At 72.9% G+C, this 16,034-nt stretch carries 15 protein-coding genes and 1 tRNA gene; 8 read left to right on the forward strand and 8 right to left on the reverse strand.

Annotated features, from left to right (window positions below; translation table 11 throughout):
- Positions 1–61: 61 nt before the first annotated feature.
- A tRNA-Leu gene (locus C1I92_RS23490) sits at positions 62–148 on the reverse strand.
- 249 nt (positions 149–397) lie between these two features.
- Between C1I92_RS23490 and C1I92_RS23495 the strand changes: the two genes are divergently transcribed.
- From C1I92_RS23495 to pknB, 6 genes are all read left to right on the forward strand, one after another.
- The gene (locus C1I92_RS23495) at positions 398–1,117 is read left to right on the forward strand and encodes an FHA domain-containing protein (protein ID WP_111257080.1); all 720 of its coding nucleotides are present in this window, start codon (positions 398–400) and stop codon (positions 1,115–1,117) included.
- A gap of 4 nt (positions 1,118–1,121) precedes the next feature.
- A complete protein-coding gene (locus tag C1I92_RS23500) occupies positions 1,122–1,598 on the forward strand; it encodes an FHA domain-containing protein FhaB/FipA (RefSeq protein WP_111257081.1) in 477 nt (158 codons plus the stop codon).
- A 6-nt stretch (positions 1,599–1,604) separates the two neighbouring features.
- Complete coding sequence (locus tag C1I92_RS23505; protein WP_111257082.1) at positions 1,605–3,047, forward strand: PP2C family protein-serine/threonine phosphatase; 1,443 nt, start codon at positions 1,605–1,607, stop codon at positions 3,045–3,047.
- Complete coding sequence (locus C1I92_RS23510) at positions 3,044–4,441, forward strand: FtsW/RodA/SpoVE family cell cycle protein (RefSeq protein ID WP_111257083.1); 1,398 nt, start codon at positions 3,044–3,046, stop codon at positions 4,439–4,441. The genes C1I92_RS23505 and C1I92_RS23510 overlap by 4 nt, the downstream gene beginning before the upstream one ends.
- Positions 4,438–5,910 (forward strand): peptidoglycan D,D-transpeptidase FtsI family protein, encoded by a 1,473-nt coding sequence (locus C1I92_RS23515; RefSeq protein ID WP_111257084.1) that lies wholly within the window; start codon positions 4,438–4,440, stop codon positions 5,908–5,910. The genes C1I92_RS23510 and C1I92_RS23515 overlap by 4 nt, the downstream gene beginning before the upstream one ends.
- Before the next feature lie 85 nt (positions 5,911–5,995).
- A complete protein-coding gene (gene pknB, locus C1I92_RS23520; RefSeq protein WP_111257085.1) occupies positions 5,996–7,873 on the forward strand; it encodes a Stk1 family PASTA domain-containing Ser/Thr kinase in 1,878 nt (625 codons plus the stop codon).
- Between the two features lie 85 nt (positions 7,874–7,958).
- On the opposite strand, the gene C1I92_RS23525 is transcribed toward pknB, so the two are convergent.
- Together C1I92_RS23525 and C1I92_RS23530 are read right to left on the reverse strand one after the other, a co-directional pair.
- A complete protein-coding gene (locus C1I92_RS23525; protein ID WP_111257086.1) occupies positions 7,959–8,600 on the reverse strand; it encodes an aminodeoxychorismate/anthranilate synthase component II in 642 nt (213 codons plus the stop codon).
- Entirely contained in the window at positions 8,597–9,334 is a 738-nt protein-coding gene (locus C1I92_RS23530; RefSeq protein ID WP_158564250.1) for a DUF881 domain-containing protein, read from the reverse strand. Before C1I92_RS23530 ends, C1I92_RS23525 begins: the two co-directional genes overlap by 4 nt.
- A 108-nt stretch (positions 9,335–9,442) precedes the next feature.
- Here C1I92_RS23530 and C1I92_RS23535 point away from each other — a divergent pair, with 108 nt between their 5' ends.
- A complete protein-coding gene (locus C1I92_RS23535; RefSeq protein ID WP_111257088.1) occupies positions 9,443–9,700 on the forward strand; it encodes a cell division protein CrgA in 258 nt (85 codons plus the stop codon).
- Positions 9,701–9,866: 166 nt separating this feature from the next.
- On the opposite strand, the gene C1I92_RS23540 is transcribed toward C1I92_RS23535, so the two are convergent.
- On the reverse strand, positions 9,867–10,796 hold the full coding sequence (locus C1I92_RS23540) for a rhomboid family intramembrane serine protease (protein WP_111257089.1): 930 nt from the start codon (positions 10,794–10,796) through the stop codon (positions 9,867–9,869).
- 23 nt (positions 10,797–10,819) lie between these two features.
- Entirely contained in the window at positions 10,820–11,344 is a 525-nt protein-coding gene (locus C1I92_RS23545) for a peptidylprolyl isomerase (protein ID WP_111257090.1), read from the reverse strand.
- Between the two features lie 193 nt (positions 11,345–11,537).
- Here C1I92_RS23545 and C1I92_RS33985 point away from each other — a divergent pair, with 193 nt between their 5' ends.
- Positions 11,538–12,224: a hypothetical protein gene (locus tag C1I92_RS33985; protein ID WP_158564251.1), complete on the forward strand. Its 687-nt coding sequence runs from the start codon at positions 11,538–11,540 to the stop codon at positions 12,222–12,224.
- 527 nt (positions 12,225–12,751) lie between these two features.
- Here the strand turns inward: C1I92_RS33985 and cobT are convergent.
- The 3 genes from cobT to C1I92_RS23575 all read right to left on the reverse strand — a co-directional run.
- Positions 12,752–13,819 carry a nicotinate-nucleotide--dimethylbenzimidazole phosphoribosyltransferase gene (gene cobT / locus C1I92_RS23555; RefSeq protein ID WP_111257092.1) on the reverse strand — a complete coding sequence of 356 codons (1,068 nt, stop codon included), beginning with the start codon at positions 13,817–13,819 and terminating at the stop codon, positions 12,752–12,754.
- Entirely contained in the window at positions 13,816–15,564 is a 1,749-nt protein-coding gene (cobC, locus tag C1I92_RS33990; protein ID WP_158564252.1) for an Rv2231c family histidinol phosphate aminotransferase CobC, read from the reverse strand. Before cobC ends, cobT begins: the two co-directional genes overlap by 4 nt.
- A gap of 122 nt (positions 15,565–15,686) precedes the next feature.
- A partial coding sequence (locus C1I92_RS23575; RefSeq protein WP_199521526.1) for an adenosylcobinamide-GDP ribazoletransferase occupies positions 15,687–16,034 on the reverse strand: 348 nt, incomplete at its 5' end.

Consider the following 16,034-nt stretch of genomic DNA (forward strand, 5'->3'; position numbering starts at 1 on the left):
CCCATGTCCGGAAACGCAACGATCCCGGCCAGGTGAATACCTGACCGGGATCGTCGATGTGTGGTGCGCGAGGGGGGAGTTGAACCCCCACGTCCTTTCGGACACACGGACCTGAACCGTGCGCGTCTGCCTATTCCGCCACCCGCGCGTGCTGCGGCACCAAGGTTAACACGCCTCGGCGGGTGGTCGATTCCACGATCGGGGGCTGTGGATGTCAGCATGGACGGGAAGCACACAGAGAGCCGCCGGAACCAGCCGCCAGCCGTCCTTCGTCACATAAGGTTGCGACGGCCGTTTCCGCACGATCCCGATCCAGGGCGCAACCGCACCACCATGTCGCGCGCCGTTACGATCAGGGTCTTGCCCGCACCGGCGCGAGACGTGGAGGGAGGTACCCGTGGGGGTGTTGCAGCGCTTCGAGCGCCGGCTCGAGAGCATGGTCCAAGGTGCGTTCACCCGGGCGTTCCGCTCCGAGGTGCAGCCCGTCGAGATCGCCGCGGCGATCCAGCGCGAGCTCGACAACAACGCGCAGATCGTCAGCCGCGACCGCTCGCTGGTGCCGAACGACTTCGTCGTCGAGCTGGGGCCGGGCGACTACGACCGGCTCCAGGCCTATATCGGCACGCTGGCCACCGAGCTGGTCGAGCTGGCTCGCGAGCACGCCGAGCTGCAGCACTACGCCTTCACGGGACCGGTCGGGGTCGGGTTCGAGCGGCACGAGGACCTCGGCACCGGCGCCTTCCGCATCCGCAGCGCCGTCCGGGCCGGCGTCGACCGCGGCCAGTCGTTCGCGCCGACGCCCACCACCGAGCGGCAGGCCGACGCGTACCTCATCATCAACGGCACCCAGCACCCGGTGCTGCCGCCCGGCGTCGTGCTGGGCCGCGGCAGCGAGTGCGACCTTCGCATCGACGATCCCGGCGTCTCACGCCGGCATCTGGAGATCCGCGTCTACCAGCAGGGGACGCAGTCCCAGCTGGTCGCCGTCGACCTCGGGTCCACCAACGGGACAGTGGTCGACGGCGCCCGCGTGGGCCAGGCGCCCCTGACCGACGGGTCGCGCGTCGTGATCGGTTCCACCGTGATCGACGTCCGTCGGCGCAGCCCCGGGAGGTGAGCACGTGTCGGAGCTGACGCTCACGGTCATCAAGCTCGGCTTCCTCGCCGTGCTGTGGCTGCTGATCCTCTCCGTGACGTCGGCCATGCGGGCCGACCTGTTCGGCGTCCGGCCGCCCAAGCAGCCGAAGCCGCAGCGCGAGGCGCGCGAGGCGGCCCGGCAGAACCGCCAGCCGCGCGGCGCCAAGGGCACCCCGACCAGGGCGTTCATCGTCGAGGGACCCGACACCGGCAAGTCGGTGGCGCTGGACGGCACGCCGGTCACGTTCGGCCGGGGTGCGGAGTGCACAGTGCCGCTGGCCGACGAGTACGTGTCGACGCAGCACGCCCGGCTGCGGTTCCACGAGAGCCAGTGGTTCGTCGAGGACCTCGGGTCCACCAACGGCACCTACGTCGGCAACCAGCGGCTCACGCGCAGCACACCGGTCACCGCCCGCAGCCGCTTCCGGCTCGGCAAAACCGTCGTCGAGCTGCGGAAGTAGGCCTCGATGCCGTTGACGCTGCGCTACGTCGCGCGCTCCGACGTCGGCCTGGTCCGGGAGGGCAACGAGGACTCCGGCTACGCCGGCCCGTATCTCCTGGCCGTCGCGGACGGCATGGGCGGCCACGCGGCCGGCGAGGTCGCCAGCCAGGCGGCCATCGACGAGCTGGTGCTGACCGAGCGCGACCCCGGCGACGGCGACCCGCTGCTGACGCTGGCCGGCGCGATCGAGTCGGCGAACAAGCGCATCCGTCAGCTCATCGTCGACGACTCCAGCCGCGAGGGCATGGGCACGACGGTCACGGCGCTGCTGTGGACCGGCTCCGCGCTCGGCCTCGGGCACATCGGCGACTCCCGCGCCTACCTGCTGCGCGACGGCGTGATCCGGCAGCTCACCCACGACCACACGTTCGTCCAGTCGCTGGTGGACGAGGGCCGCATCACGCTCGAGGAGGCCGGCGTCCACCCGGCCCGCTCGCTGATCCTCAAGGCGCTGCAGGGTCAGGGCGACGTCGACCCCGACCTGCAGCTGCTCGAGGTCCACCCCGGCGACCGCCTGCTGGTGTGCAGCGACGGCCTCACCGGCGTCGTGTCCGACGCGACGCTGGAGGACACCCTCGGCGCCGTCTCCAGCCTGGACGACGCCGCGGACGAGCTGATCCGGCTGGCGCTGGCCGGCGGCGCCCCCGACAACGTCACGCTGGTGCTGGCCGACATCGTCGAGACCGACACGCCGCGGCAGCCCGACGACACCGCCGAGGCGTTCCTCGTCGGCGGTGTCGCCAGCAACGAGCCCGCTCCGCCGGAGCGGCCGCACCGCCGCCGCCCGGGCGCCGCGTTACGCGCCCTCGTCGGCGCCGAGGAGCACAAGCCGACCGACGAGGACCTCGAGGCGATGCGGTACGCGCCGCAGCCGCCGCGGCGCCGCCGCTGGCTGCGCACCGTCGTCATCGTGGCCGCGGTCGGCGCGATCGCGTGGATCGGGCTCGACCTCGCCAGCAACTGGGTCCGCAACCAGTACTACGTCGGCGACAGCAACGGCCAGGTGGCCATCTACCAGGGCGTCAGCCAGGAGATCGGGCCGATCCGGCTGTCGGAGCTGCACGAGATCCCCGGCGGGCTGCCGGTCGACGCGCTGCCTGACATCTACCGTCAGCAGGTCGCCGACACCATCACCGCCGACGACCTCGACGACGCCGACACGGTGGTCGACCGGCTGCGGCTGGAGGCGTGCCGGGCGCACGAGCGGCTGCCCGGCGGCGAGACGCCGGCGCCCACGGTCACGCCCACCCCCACGCCGACGCCGACGCCGACCCCGTCGGCCACACCTCCGGCCGGCACCGCCGCGCCGCGCAGCGACACGACCACCCCGCCGGCCGAGCCCGGCGAGGACGGCTGGCTCGGCGGCGAGGTCGGCTTCCCCGGCCTGCTCTGTGCGGGGGCGTCATGAGTCTGGACCGCGCCCGAGCCCGGACCGAGCCAACGCCGCCCGAGGCCGTCACCCCACGCCGCGGCCGCGGCACCGAGCTCGTCCTGCTGATCTTCGCCATCGGCATCGCGACGTTCGCCTACGTGAGCGTCGACCTCGGCGCGCTCGGCCGGGTGCCGCCGAACGCCCTGGCCTACCTGGGCGCGCTGTCGGTCGCGACGGCCGTCGCGCACGTCGTCATCCGGATCCGGGCGCCGTACGCCGACCCCGTCATCCTGCCGATCGTCGTCACGCTCTGCGGACTGGGCCTGGCGATGATCCACCGGCTGGACATCGCCGACGGGACGACCCGCGCGAACACCCAGCTCACCTGGATGGCGGTCGGTGTCGCGCTGTTCGTCGGCGTGCTGATCTTCGTCCGCGACCACCGGGTGCTGTCGCGGCTGCCCTACCTCGCCGGGCTGGCCGGCCTGCTGCTGCTCGTGCTGCCGCTGCTGCCGGTCATCGGCCACTCGATCCGCGGTGCCCGCATCTGGATCAACGTCGGACCGATGACGTTCCAGCCGGGCGAGGCCGCGAAGATCATCCTGATCATCGCGTTCGCCGCCTACCTGGTGCAGACCCGCGACGCGCTCGCGCTGGCCGGACGCCGCTTCCTCGGCGTCGACCTGCCGCGGGCCCGCGACCTCGGCCCGATCCTGCTGGTCTGGCTCGGCGCCCTGGGCATCCTGGTGGTGCAGAACGACCTCGGCCCGTCGGTGCTGCTGTTCGGCATCTTCGTGCTGATGATCTACGTCGCCACCGAGCGGATCTCGTGGATCATCCTCGGCCTGCTGCTGATCCTGGCCGGCGGGTTCGCCGCGAACGCCGTCGTCTCGCACGTCGCCGAGCGGATCGACTTCTGGATGGACCCGTTCATCGACCCGCAGGGTCAGGTGGCGCAGTCGCTGTACGGGCTGGCCTACGGCGGCCTGCTGGGCACCGGGCTGGGCCAGGGCCGTCCGGAGCTGACGCCGATCGCGGAGAGCGACTTCATCGGCTCGGCGCTGGGTGAGGAGCTCGGGCTGACCGGGCTGATCGCGATCATCCTGCTGTACGCGCTGCTCGCCTCGCGTGGCCTGCGCTCCGGGCTGCTGCTGCGCGACCCGTTCGGCAAGCTGCTGGCCGCGGGCCTGGCCGCCGGGTTCTTCCTGCAGGTGTTCATCGTGCTCGGCGGCGTCACCAGGCTGATCCCGCTGACCGGCCTGACCACGCCGTTCCTGTCGTTGGGTGGCTCCTCACTGGTGATGAACTGGGTGCTGGTCGCATTGCTGATCCGGCTGTCCGACGCCGCGCGCCGGCCCGCTCCGCCGTCGGCGTCGACGGCCTCCTCGACGAACGACACCGCCGTCACCCAGGTGGTGAGGATCCGATGAACTCCCCGATCCGGCGCATCTCGGCCGGCTGCCTGCTGCTCTGCGTCGCCCTGCTGATCAACGCGACGTACGTGCAGGCGTTCTGGGCCGACGACCTCAATGCGCGCTCGGAGAACCGCCGGGTGCTGCTCGACGAGTACTCGCGCGAGCGTGGCCCGATCCTGCTCGCCGACGACACCCCGATCGCGCAGTCCGTGCCGGTGGACGACGAGTACCAGTTCCTCCGCCAGTATCCGCTGGGGCCCATCTACGCGCCGCTGACCGGCTACTACTCCTACAACTACGGCCGGACGGCGCTGGAGCGGGCGCAGAACGACATCCTGTCCGGCGACGACGACCGGCTGTTCGTCCGCCGGCTGATCGACCTCGTCACCGGCGAGGAGCCGCGCGGTGGCGCCGTCCGCCTGACCATCGACCCGGCCGCCCAGCAGGCCGCGTGGGACGGTCTCACCGATGAGGGCTTCAAGGGCGCCGTCGTCGCGATCGACGTCGAGACCGGCGCGATCCTGGCCATGGTGAGCACACCCTCCTACGACCCCAACCCGATGGCCAGCCACTCGATCGAGGAGCAGACGGCCACCCGCGAGGCGCTGCAGGCCGACGCCAACGAGCCCGACCTCAACCGCGCGATCGCACAGCGGCTGCCACCGGGATCGGTGTTCAAGCTGGTCACGGCCGCCGCGGCGTTGGAGTCCGGCCAGTTCGAGCCGGACACCGAGGTGCCGGGTCCGGCCGAGTACGACGTGCCGCTGTCGACCCGCCCGCTGCCGAACCAGAACGGCCAGGCCTGCGGCGACGGCACCCCGACCTTGACCGAGGCACTGCGGGTCTCGTGCAACACCGCGTTCGCCTACGTCGGCAACGAGATCGGCGACGAGGTGCTGCGCGAGCAGGCCGAGCGGTTCGGCTTCGGCACCCAGCCGCTGACCAACGACGACATGAACGCCGCGACCAGCGTGTTCCCGGCCGAACTGGACGAGGCGCTGCTCGCGTACACGGCGATCGGGCAGTTCGAGGTCGCCGCGACGCCGCTGCAGATGGCCATGGTGTCCGCGGCCATCGCCAACGACGGCGTGCTGATGGAGCCGTACCTGGTCCGCGAGGTCAGCGGTCCGGACCTGGTCAGCCCGATCGAGCGGACCGAGCCGGAGGAGCGCACCCGCGCCGTCTCGCCGGAGACCGCCGAGGAGCTGACGCAGATGATGGTCGACGTCGTCGAGAACGGCACGGGCGAGAACGCCCAGATCGACGGCATCCAGGTCGCCGGCAAGACCGGCACCGCGCAGACCGGCCGCGAGGAGGACCCGCCGTACGCGTGGTTCACGTCGTTCGCGCCGGCCGACGAGCCGCGCGTCGCGGTCGCCGTCGTCATCGAGGAGGCGCCCGACACGGCGCGCGACGACATCGGCGGCGGCCGGCTCGCGGCGCCCATCGCGCGGGAGGTCATGGAGGCGGTGCTGGGGTCGTGACCATCTCCACTGTTCGGGCAGATGCAGCGCCGGGCACCCTGATACGGGTAGCCTGCGCGGGGTTGAGTCGAGAAAGGGCCGCACAATGAACGAGTTGCGACTCCTAGGAGATCGCTACGAGCTGGGCGAGGTGATCGGCCGTGGTGGCATGGCCGAGGTTCGCCGCGGCCGCGACTCCAGGCTGGGCCGCATCGTCGCTCTGAAGATGCTGCGGGTCGACCACGCCAGCGACGCCACGTTCCAGGCCCGGTTCCGCCGCGAGGCGCAGTCGGCCGCGTCGCTCAACCACCGCAACATCGTCGCCGTGTACGACACCGGCGAGGACTACGTCGACGGCCACCGCCTCCCGTACATCGTCATGGAGTACGTCGAGGGCCAGACGCTGCGCGAGATGCTGCAGGAGCAGCAGCGGTTCACGCCCGAGCGGTCGATCGAGATTCTCGTCGCCACGCTGGACGCGCTGGAGTACAGCCACCGGGCCGGCATCGTCCACCGCGACATCAAGCCCGGCAACATCATGATCACCAGCGGCGGCGAGGTGAAGGTCACCGACTTCGGCATCGCCCGGTCGCTGGCCGACACCGGCATGGCGCTCACCCAGACCGCCGCCGTCGTCGGGACCGCGCAGTACATCTCGCCCGAGCAGGCCCGCGGCGAGCAGGCCGACGCCCGCAGCGACCTCTACGCCAGCGGCTGCGTGCTGTACGAGCTGCTCACCGGCCGGCCGCCGTTCATCGGCGAGTCGCTGGTGTCGGTGGCGGTGTCGCACGTGCGCGAGCAGGCCACGCCGCCGTCGGCGCTGGACCCGAACATCACGCCCGAGCTCGACGCGATCGTGATGAAGTCGCTGGCCAAGGACCGGCTGCACCGCTACCAGAGCGCCTACGAGATGCGCACCGACCTGGAGCGGGCCGCCGCCGGCCTGCCGGTGGCGGCGGCCGCGGACACCTCAGCCGCGACCCAGCTGATCGCGAACGCCGCTCCCGCCACCGTCGCCGCCGGCGCACTGCCGCTCGACGACGACACCCCGTACCCCGACGAGTACGAGGACGAGGAGGAGGAGCGCAAGGGCTTCAGCTGGTGGGCCGTCGTGCTCGGCGCGCTGGCGATCCTGGCCATCGCCGGGCTGATCGGCTACCTCGTCTTCAACTCCGGCGGCACGGCGCAGGCGACCGTGCCGAACCTCGTCGGAATGACGCAGCAAGAGGCGCAGACCCGGCTGACCAGCGAGAATCTCGAGGCAGCGATCGAGACCGAGCCGGTCGAGGACGAAGCCCAGATCGGCACTGTGGTCCGTCAGGACCCGGTGCCCTCGACCCAGTTGGACGAGGGCTCGACGGTGACGCTCACCATCGGCGCGGCACCCGACATGGTCCCGGTGCCGTCGGTGGTCGGCCGGCCACTCGAGGAGGCCGAGGCCGCCATCGAGGCCGCGGGCCTCTCGCCAGGCAACCGGACGGCGGCGAACAGCGACCGGCCGGAGGGTGAGGTGATCAGCACCGATCCCGAGGGCAACACCCCGGTCGCGCCGGGAACGACGGTGAACATCGTCTACTCCAGCGGCACCGAGCTGGTGCCGGTGCCCAACCTCGTCGGCGCCACCCAGGCCGAGGCGGAGGCCCGGCTGGAGCAGATCGGCCTGGTGCCGCGGGTCGTGGTCGAGGAGACCGCCGACCAGCCGGACGGCCTGGTGTACGACCAGGACCCGGACGAGGGCGCCGAGCTCGAAGAGGGCGCGACCGTGATCATCTACGTCGCGCAGGCGCCGGAAGAGCCGACCGAGGACCCGACGACCGAGACGCCGACCGACGACCCGACGGAGACCGAGTCACCCGGCACCGAGACCGGCACCGAGACAGGGACGGAAACCGGCACCGAGACGGGGACGGAGACCGGGACCGAAACCGGGGGCGAGGCCGGAGGCGAGGCCGGCGCCGAGGAAGGCGGCGTGCTCGGCAACTAGGAGCCGGCGCAGCCACGATCGTCGACGAGCCGCGCGGTCCACGGGACATCCCGGGCCGCGCGGCTCGCTCCGTTCCGGCGGCGCCTCAGGCAGGGAGGTCGGCGGCCGGGCCGTGCGCGACGACCGGGGCGAGCCCGGCGGACCGTGCGACCGCGCCGTCGTCGCCGCAGACGGCGAGCCAGTTGGCCAGCATCCGGTGGCCGCCCTCGGTGAGCACCGACTCCGGGTGGAACTGGACCCCCTCGACCGCCAGCGACCGGTGCCGCATCGCCATCACGACGCCGCCCGCGGTCCGGGCCGTGACCGCCAGCTCGGCCGGCACGGTGTCCGGCTCGACCGCCAGCGAGTGGTAGCGGGTGGCCGTGAACGGGTCGGGCAGACCGGCCAGCACGCCGGCGCCGTCGTGGTGCACCCGGCTGGTCTTGCCGTGCAGCAGCTCCGGCGCCCGCCCGACGGTGGCGCCGTACGCGACGCCGATCGCCTGCAGCCCGAGGCACACGCCGAAGATCGGGGTGCGCCCGGCCAGCGTGTGGATGAGGTCGATGCAGCCGCCGGCCTTCTCCGGCGTGCCGGGACCGGGCGACAGCAGCACGCCGTCGTACCCGTCGGCCGAGCCGATCTCGTCGTTGCGCCGCACGTCGCACTCGGCGCCGAGCTGGGCGAGGTACTGGACGAGGTTGAAGACGAAGCTGTCGTAGTTGTCGACCACGAGGATGCGCCGGCTCACGACGACTGGCCTCCCTGAACGCTGCCGGTGAAGGCATCCATCTGTAGCTCCTCGTCTTCGACGACCCGGTAGGTCAGCCCGACCCGATCGGCCCAGGCGCGGTACTCGCGCACCTTCGGCTCCGCGTCGAGCGCGTCGCGCATGGCGTCGGCGTCGCCGATCGCGCTGATGGTGTACGGCGGGTAGAAGGTGCGGCCGTTGAGCAGCAGCACCGGGCCCTCGCACTGGACCGTGCTGGTCCAGACGATGCGCTGGTCCATGACGGTGACGGCCTCGGCGCCGCCGGCCCACAGCGCGTTGATGACGCCCTCGAGGTCCTGCTGGTGGACGAGGCGGTCCTCGATGTTGACCTCGGAGTCCTCGCTCAGGTCGTCCGCCTCCGGTGCGTCGTCGAGCGTCACCGTCAGGCCCGGCCCCTCGACCGCGGTGAGCCCGGCGGCCGGCAGCAGCTCCTCGGTGTGCCGGTCGACCTCGGCGGCCTCGCTGTTGCCCTGCCCGGCGGTGAGGTCCTCGACGTCGGAGGAGAGGTCGTCGATGCGCGACTGCAGTTCCTGGACCCGTCGTTCCTCGGTACGGACCAGGTCGGACAGCGCGACGACGTCGCTGCCGCGCAGGTCGTCGCCGTCGGCGGCCTTGGCGCTGGTGACGAGCAGGACACCGCAGCCTGCGAGCACGACGGGGGCGAGGAATCGCCAGACCCGGGTGTTGTCGGACGGCCGGCTGATGGTGTCCACCTCCAAGTGGGACGATCGGAGTGCACGCCGCGATGTGGGCGTCACGCCTGCTGACGACTACGCTAGCCGAGCATCACCGCAACCAGCCAAGACCGAGAGGAACCGACCGTGCCCAAGTCTCGCAGCCGTCGCAAGGACGACGACTACACCCCGCCGGAGCGGAGCGAGCTCAAGGACCCGACGGTCTCCGGTCGCTGGGTCGTCCCCACAATGATCACCTTGCTGCTCGTCGGCCTGGTGTGGATCGTGGTCTATTACCTCGTCGGCGACGACATCCCGATCGTCCAGGACCTCGGCGGCTGGAACCTGTTGATCGGCATGGGCCTGATCACCGGCGGGTTCATGACCGCCACCAAGTGGAAGTGACGGCGCATCCGCACTGACCTGCGGGGACGCGGTTGTCCACAGGTTATTGCACACCTGTGATTACACGCGTGTAATTTTCCCCAGTGGGGATAACTCCTGTGGATAACTGACGACGGCCCCGTTCCGGCAGCGTGCCGGAACGGGGCCGAGGTCGTTCGTGCGTGAGCTAGATGACGGCGATCGTGATCACGGTCATGACCACCACGGCGGCGCTGAGTGAGCCGATCAGCGACCAGATGGCCCGGTTCTCGCGGGGCGCGTAGGCGTACACCGCGGCCAGTGCCGCGCCGATGGCCAGGCCGCCCAGGTGGGCCCGCCAGTCGATGCCCGAGATGGTGAAGCTGAACGCCAGGTTGAGCGCCAGCACCACGAGGATGCTGCGGGTGTCGCCGCCGAGCCGGCGGGCGACCACGAAGAGCGCGCCGAACAGGCCGTAGACCGCGCCCGACGCCCCGATCGAGATGTTGTACGAGTCCGAGACCATGAGCAGCGACGCCGCCGAGCCGCCGAGGGCGGACAGCAGGTACAGCGTCGTGAAGCGGGCCCGGCCGAGCAGCGGTTCCAACTGAGTGCCGAGCATGTACAGCGCCAGCATGTTCAGCGCGATGTGCAGGACGCTCACGTGCATGAACGTCGCCGTGATCAGCCGGTACCACTCGCCGTCGACGATGCCGAACCGGAACGCGTCGTTCGGGTCGCCGAGGACGAGGCCCAGCCGGGCGGCCACCTCGTTGGTGCCGGTGGCTCGGGCGTAGGCCGCGAGGAACGAGTCGCCCCGGGTGCCGATGACCAGACCCGCGACCCAGATGACGACGTTGATGCCGATCAGCGTGAGCGTGATGGCGGTGGCGCCGGCGTCGCGGCGCTGCCCGCCGAGTGCGGTGCGGGCCTGACGCACGCCCTTGCGTCCCTCGGCGACGCACTCCGGGCACTGGTAGCCGACCGGCGCGGCGATCATGCACTCGGGGCAGATCGGCCGCTCACACCGCGAGCAGCGGATGTAGGTCTCGCGGTCGGGGTGACGATAGCAGGTCGGCGGGGCGGCCGAACCGCCACTGGCGGGCGGTCCGGCCGGGCCGCCGGCACTTCCGGTCATGGGAACGCCGGTTCTCTCGGGTCTCAGCCGCCGGTGACGGTGACCGACTCGATGACGACCGGCTCCAGCGGCCGGTCGGTACGGTCGGTGGGCGTGGCGGCGATGGCGTCGACGACGTCGCGGCTGGCCTGGTCGGCCACCTCGCCGAAGATCGTGTGACGGCGGTTCAGGTGCGGCGTCTGGCCGACGGTGATGAAGAACTGCGAGCCGTTGGTGTTCGGGCCGGCGTTGGCCATGGCCAGCAGGTACGGCTTGTTGAACGCCAGCTCCGGGTGGAACTCGTCGGCGAAGTCGTAGCCGGGTCCGCCGCGGCCGTTGCCCAGCGGGTCGCCGCCCTGGATCATGAACCCGGAGATGACGCGGTGGAAGACGGTGCCGTCGTACAGCTTGTCGCTGGTCTTCTCGCCGGTCTCGGGGTTCACCCACTCGCGCTCGCCCTTGGCGAGCTCGACGAAGTTGCGCACCGTCTTCGGCGCGTGGTTCGGCAGCAGGGCCACGGTGATGTCGCCGCGGTTGGTGTGCAGGGTGGCATGAAGCTCGTCGGCCACGGGTATGTCCTCGCTGTTCGGAGTCCTCGATTTTGTTCCATCCTCGCACGCCGTGGCGTATGTCGGCATACGGTCGTTGGTAAGGCATGATCGACGGGGGACTCCAGATACACGGGCCCTGTACGCGATCGGACAAGGGAGGCCCAACGTGAGCAGGCTATTCAGCCGGCGAAAAGGCACCGAGGACACCAAGGTGCGCACGCAAGAGGCTGCGGAACAGGCCCGCCAGGCCGCCCGCGAGGCCGGTCGGCGCGCCCGCGAAGCCGCGACACCGGTGGTCGACTCGGCCCGGGAGCGGCTGACGCCGATGGTCGAGTCGGCGGTGGACAAGGTGGGCCCGAGGGTCAACGCGGCGCGCGAGAAGGTCGGCCCGGCCGCGACCCAGGCGAAGGAGACGCTGCTGCACGACGTCGTGCCTCGGGTCGCCGACTCGCTGGCCGTCGCGGCGGACAAGTTCTCCGAGCGCGCGCACGACCTGTCCGAGCGCACCGCGGCACTCGCGGAGAAGACCGAGAAGGCGCGCAAGCGCAAGCGCCGCCGCCGGTTCGTCGCCGTGCTGGGCGGGTTCGCCGCGGGCGGCGCGGCGCTGGCCGCCGTGGTCCGCCGCCGCGGGCAGTCCGACCAGTGGACCACCTACGACCCGTCGACGGGTCCGTGGGCGCCGGCGCCCGACGCCGCGAAGGAGGCCACGCCGCCCGCGGCGGAGAAGGCGTCTCCGGAGTCCGACGGCGCCGCCGACAAGCCCGCGAAGAAGGCCGCGCCGGCGAAGAAGAGCGCGCCGGCCAAGAAGACCGCGAAGAAGGCGCCGGCGAAGAAGTCGGCCCCCGCGTCGCCGGCCGGCAACAGCAGCCAGGGCACCCTCGACGGCAGCCAGAACTAACCAGCGAGCCGCCCGACGAACCCCGCCGCGCCCAGCCCGCGGTGGCGGTGGATGCCGAGCCGGCCCCAGGCACCCCGCTGAGTTCCCCGGCGGACGCGAAGCCGGCGTTGAGACCAGCGCGTCCGGCCGAAGTGCCCGGAGCGCGCGGTGCTGGTCTCCCGCGCGGACGCGGAGGTGCCCGGAGGATGCGGAGCCGGCCCCGAGCCGACCGGCGGAGGCACTCGGAGGACGCGGCGGAGGATGCGGAGCCGGCCCGAGCAGGCCCGAGGAGGTGCCCGGAGGATGCGGAGCCGGCGTCTAAAGAGCGTTTCGTGGCATGCTTCTCCGCCACGAAACGCGGAGCCGGCGCAGCATCCTCCGGGCACCTCCGCCCCTGAACCGCCGAGCGCATGTGGCGCCGCGTTCTCTGGGCACCTCCGCCCATGACCGCGAACCGGAGCCGGCACCGTGCCCTCCGGCCACCTCCGCGACGGCCGCCGACCAGTGCCGGCGCAGCATCCGCCGCAACGCTCCGGCCAGACAACTCGCTAGGCGGTCTTCGTCACGTCGGCGAGTGTCACCATGTCGGTGAGCACCCGCGCCGCGGCCTGCACCAGCGGAACCGCCAGCAGCGCGCCGGTGCCCTCGCCGAGCCGTAGCCGCAGGTCCAGCAGCGCCGGTTCCCCCAGCCGGTCCGGCAGCGAGCGCCCGCCCGGCTCGGCGGACGTGTGTCCGGCGATGAGGTAGCCGGCGACGTCGGGGCAGAGCGCGACGGCGGCAAGGGCGGCGGCGCCGGTGATGACGCCGTCGACGATGACGGGGATCCGCGCGGCCGCGCCGGCCAGCATGACGCCGACCAGCGCCGCGTGCTCCAGCCCGCCCAGCGACGCCAGCGTCCCCAGTGACCCGCGCGCCTCGACCGACGTGTCTGCGGCGTGCCGGGCCAGGGCGGTCCGGACGATCTCGACCTTGTGCGGCGTGCGCTCATGGTCGAGGTTGGCGCCCTTGCCGGTCACTTCGGCCGGCTCGGCGCCGGTGAACGCGGCGATCAGCGCCGCCGACGCCGTCGTGTTGCCGATGCCGACCTCGCCGGTCACCAGCAGGTCGGCGCCGCCGTCGATCAGCTCCGCCGCCACCCGCGCGCCCGCGCCGATCGCGGCCCGGCACTCCTCGATCGTCATCGCCGGCTCGACGGCCAGGTCGCGGGTGCCGCTGCGCACCCGCTCGTCGTGGACGCCACCGGGCACCGGACCGAGCCGCAGCGTCCCGACGTCGACCACCTCGACCCGCGCGCCGACGGTCCGGGCGATCGCGTTCACGGCCGCGCCACCGGCCGCGACGGTCTCGACCATCGCCGCGGTCACCTCCTGCGGCCAGTCCGACACGCCCTGCGCATGCACGCCGTGGTCGGCCGCGGCCACGACGACGGCCGGCGACGACGGGATCGGCGGCGGGCAGCGACCGGCGATCGCGGCCAGCCGGGCGCCGAGGTCCTCCAGCCGGCCGAGACTGCCCGGCGGCTTGGCCAACCCGGCGTGCCGCTCCAACGCCCGCTCGTACGCCGCGCCGTCGGCCGCGACGACCGCTCCGGCCAGCTCCTCCACCGTGCGCGTCATGCCGGTCCTCCGTTCTCGGTGATGTGCAGAGCGGCGATCAGCCGCTGGTGGGTGGCCCGGTCGCGGACCGCGATCCGCACGGCGCGGTCGTCCAGGCCGGGGAACGTGTCGGCGCGGCGGGCGGCCAGGCCGTGCGCCAGGAGCCGGTCGCGCAGCCCCGGCCGGCCGGACCGGACCAGCACGAAGTTGGCGTGCGCGTCCCACACCTCGAGGCTCCCGACGGCGCGCAGGCCGGCGATCAGCTCGGTCCGCAGCTCCGCGACGGCGGCGGCGCGGCCCCGGCGCTCGTCCTCGGCCGCCGGGGCGGTGAGCGCCTCGATCGCCGTCAGCGCGAGCCGGTTGACGCTCCACGGCTGCCGGCCGTGCCCCAGGGTGCGGATCACGTCGCTCGGCCCGGTGACGTAGCCGACCCGCAGGCCCGCCAGCCCCCACAGCTTGGTCAGACTGCGCACCGCGACGACCCCGGGCAGGTCGCGGTGCCCGGCCACGCCGCCGGCGTCGTCGAGGAACTCCGCGAACGCCTCGTCGACGACGACGATGCGGCCCGGCCGGGTCAGCGCGGCCACGGTCTCGACCGGGTCGACCACGCCGGTCGGGTTGTCCGGCCGGCCGAGCACGACGAGGTCGGCGGCCGCGGGAACGGCGGACGGGTCCAGCCGCCAGTCGCGCGCGGGGTCACGGCGGACGCGGACGACGGTGCTGCCGACGGTCCGCAGCGCCACCTCGGGCTCGGTGAACGACGGGTGCACGCAGGCGGCCAGCCGTGGCCGGAGCACGTGGGCGAGCAGCCAGAACGCCTCCGCCGCGCCGTCGACGAGCAGGCATTCCTCGGCGGGACGACCGTGCCGGGCGGCCGCGGCGGCCCGGGCGGCGCGATCGTCGGGGTAGCCGGCGAGGTCCGGTACCGCGGCGGCGAGCCGCTCGGCCAGCCACGTCGGCGGCCCCGGCTGCACGTTGACCGCGAGGTCGACGGCGCCGGGCGGGACCTGGGTGTCGCCGTGCTCGCGCAGCAGCGGGTCCACGGCCGGTGACGACGTCGCGGTGACGGACCCGGCCGAGGGCGCGGAACCTGCGACCCCACCGGCGGGCGCCCAGTTGAGCGGCAGACCATCCGCGGGCGATTCGCCGAACGGGCCGGGGTCGGCCAAGGGTCCGCCGGCCGGGTCCGGCGCCTCGCCGGGTGGGCCGGCGGCGGGCGCCAGGTCCGGTTCCAGCCGGACGACCCGGCCACCCACGACCAGCAGCGCCTCGTCGGCGACGGCGGACAGCGTCTGCACCGCGCGTCCGTGCACGTCGACGTAGAGGCGCGCGCCGGCGCCGCCGGCGTGCACACCGAGGCCGGGCTGGCCGGCGATGACCAGCACGTCGACGTCCAGGGCGGCGATCGCGCCGGTGAACGCCCGCAGCGCCGCGACCACGCCGTCCTCCGCGCGCGCCCGCAGCGCCGGATCGGGCACCTCGTCGCCGACGAACACGCCGGACGCCTCCAAGGTCTCGGCCAGCCACGTGTCCAACGCGTCGACCAGCACGAACGTCCCGGAACCGGCCTCGGCGACGGCGGCCGCGAGGTCGAACGTCTCCAGCGTGCGCCAGTGCGCCGGCCGGTCGGCGCGATGCCGTTCGACCCGGGCCTTGAACTCCTCGTCCCGCACGACGGCCGGCGCGACGACCACGACGGGACGGCCGCTGGCCTCGGCCCGGCGCGCCGCCAGTCCCGACTTGCCCGACTTCTGCCCGCCCAGCACCAGCGTCAGCCGCCCCCGCGACGCCCCGGACCCACGTTGATCATGGAGAACTCGGGCTTCCGAGCGCTCGGGAAGGCCGGTTTCTCCATGATCAACTTCTACAAAGGGGCGGGGCGGGGTGGTCACAGCAGGTCCTCCCGAGCCAGGGCCACGACGGTGATCGCGACCGCGAGGTTGGTCAGCGCGACCGAGGCGCCGAGCACGTCGCCGGTGACGCCACCGATGCGACGGCGAGCGGCGCGGCGCAGGCCGAGCACCGGCACGACGGCGGCCGCGAGCAGCACCGGAGCCCACCAGCCGGCCGTCAGCACGACGACGACCAGCACGGTCACCGCCGCGACGACGGCGTCCACGAGGCCGATCCGGCCCAGCCGCTGCCCCTGGCCGTCGGCCCGGGCCGGCGGCAGCCAGGCCGCCAGCGCCAGCGGCGCCGCCCGGCCGACGACGTGGCCGGCGAGCAGGATCCGGGC

Origin of the sequence: Jiangella anatolica (assembly GCF_003236295.1) — a bacterium.
GTDB classification, from domain to species: Bacteria; Actinomycetota; Actinomycetes; order Jiangellales; family Jiangellaceae; genus Jiangella; species Jiangella anatolica.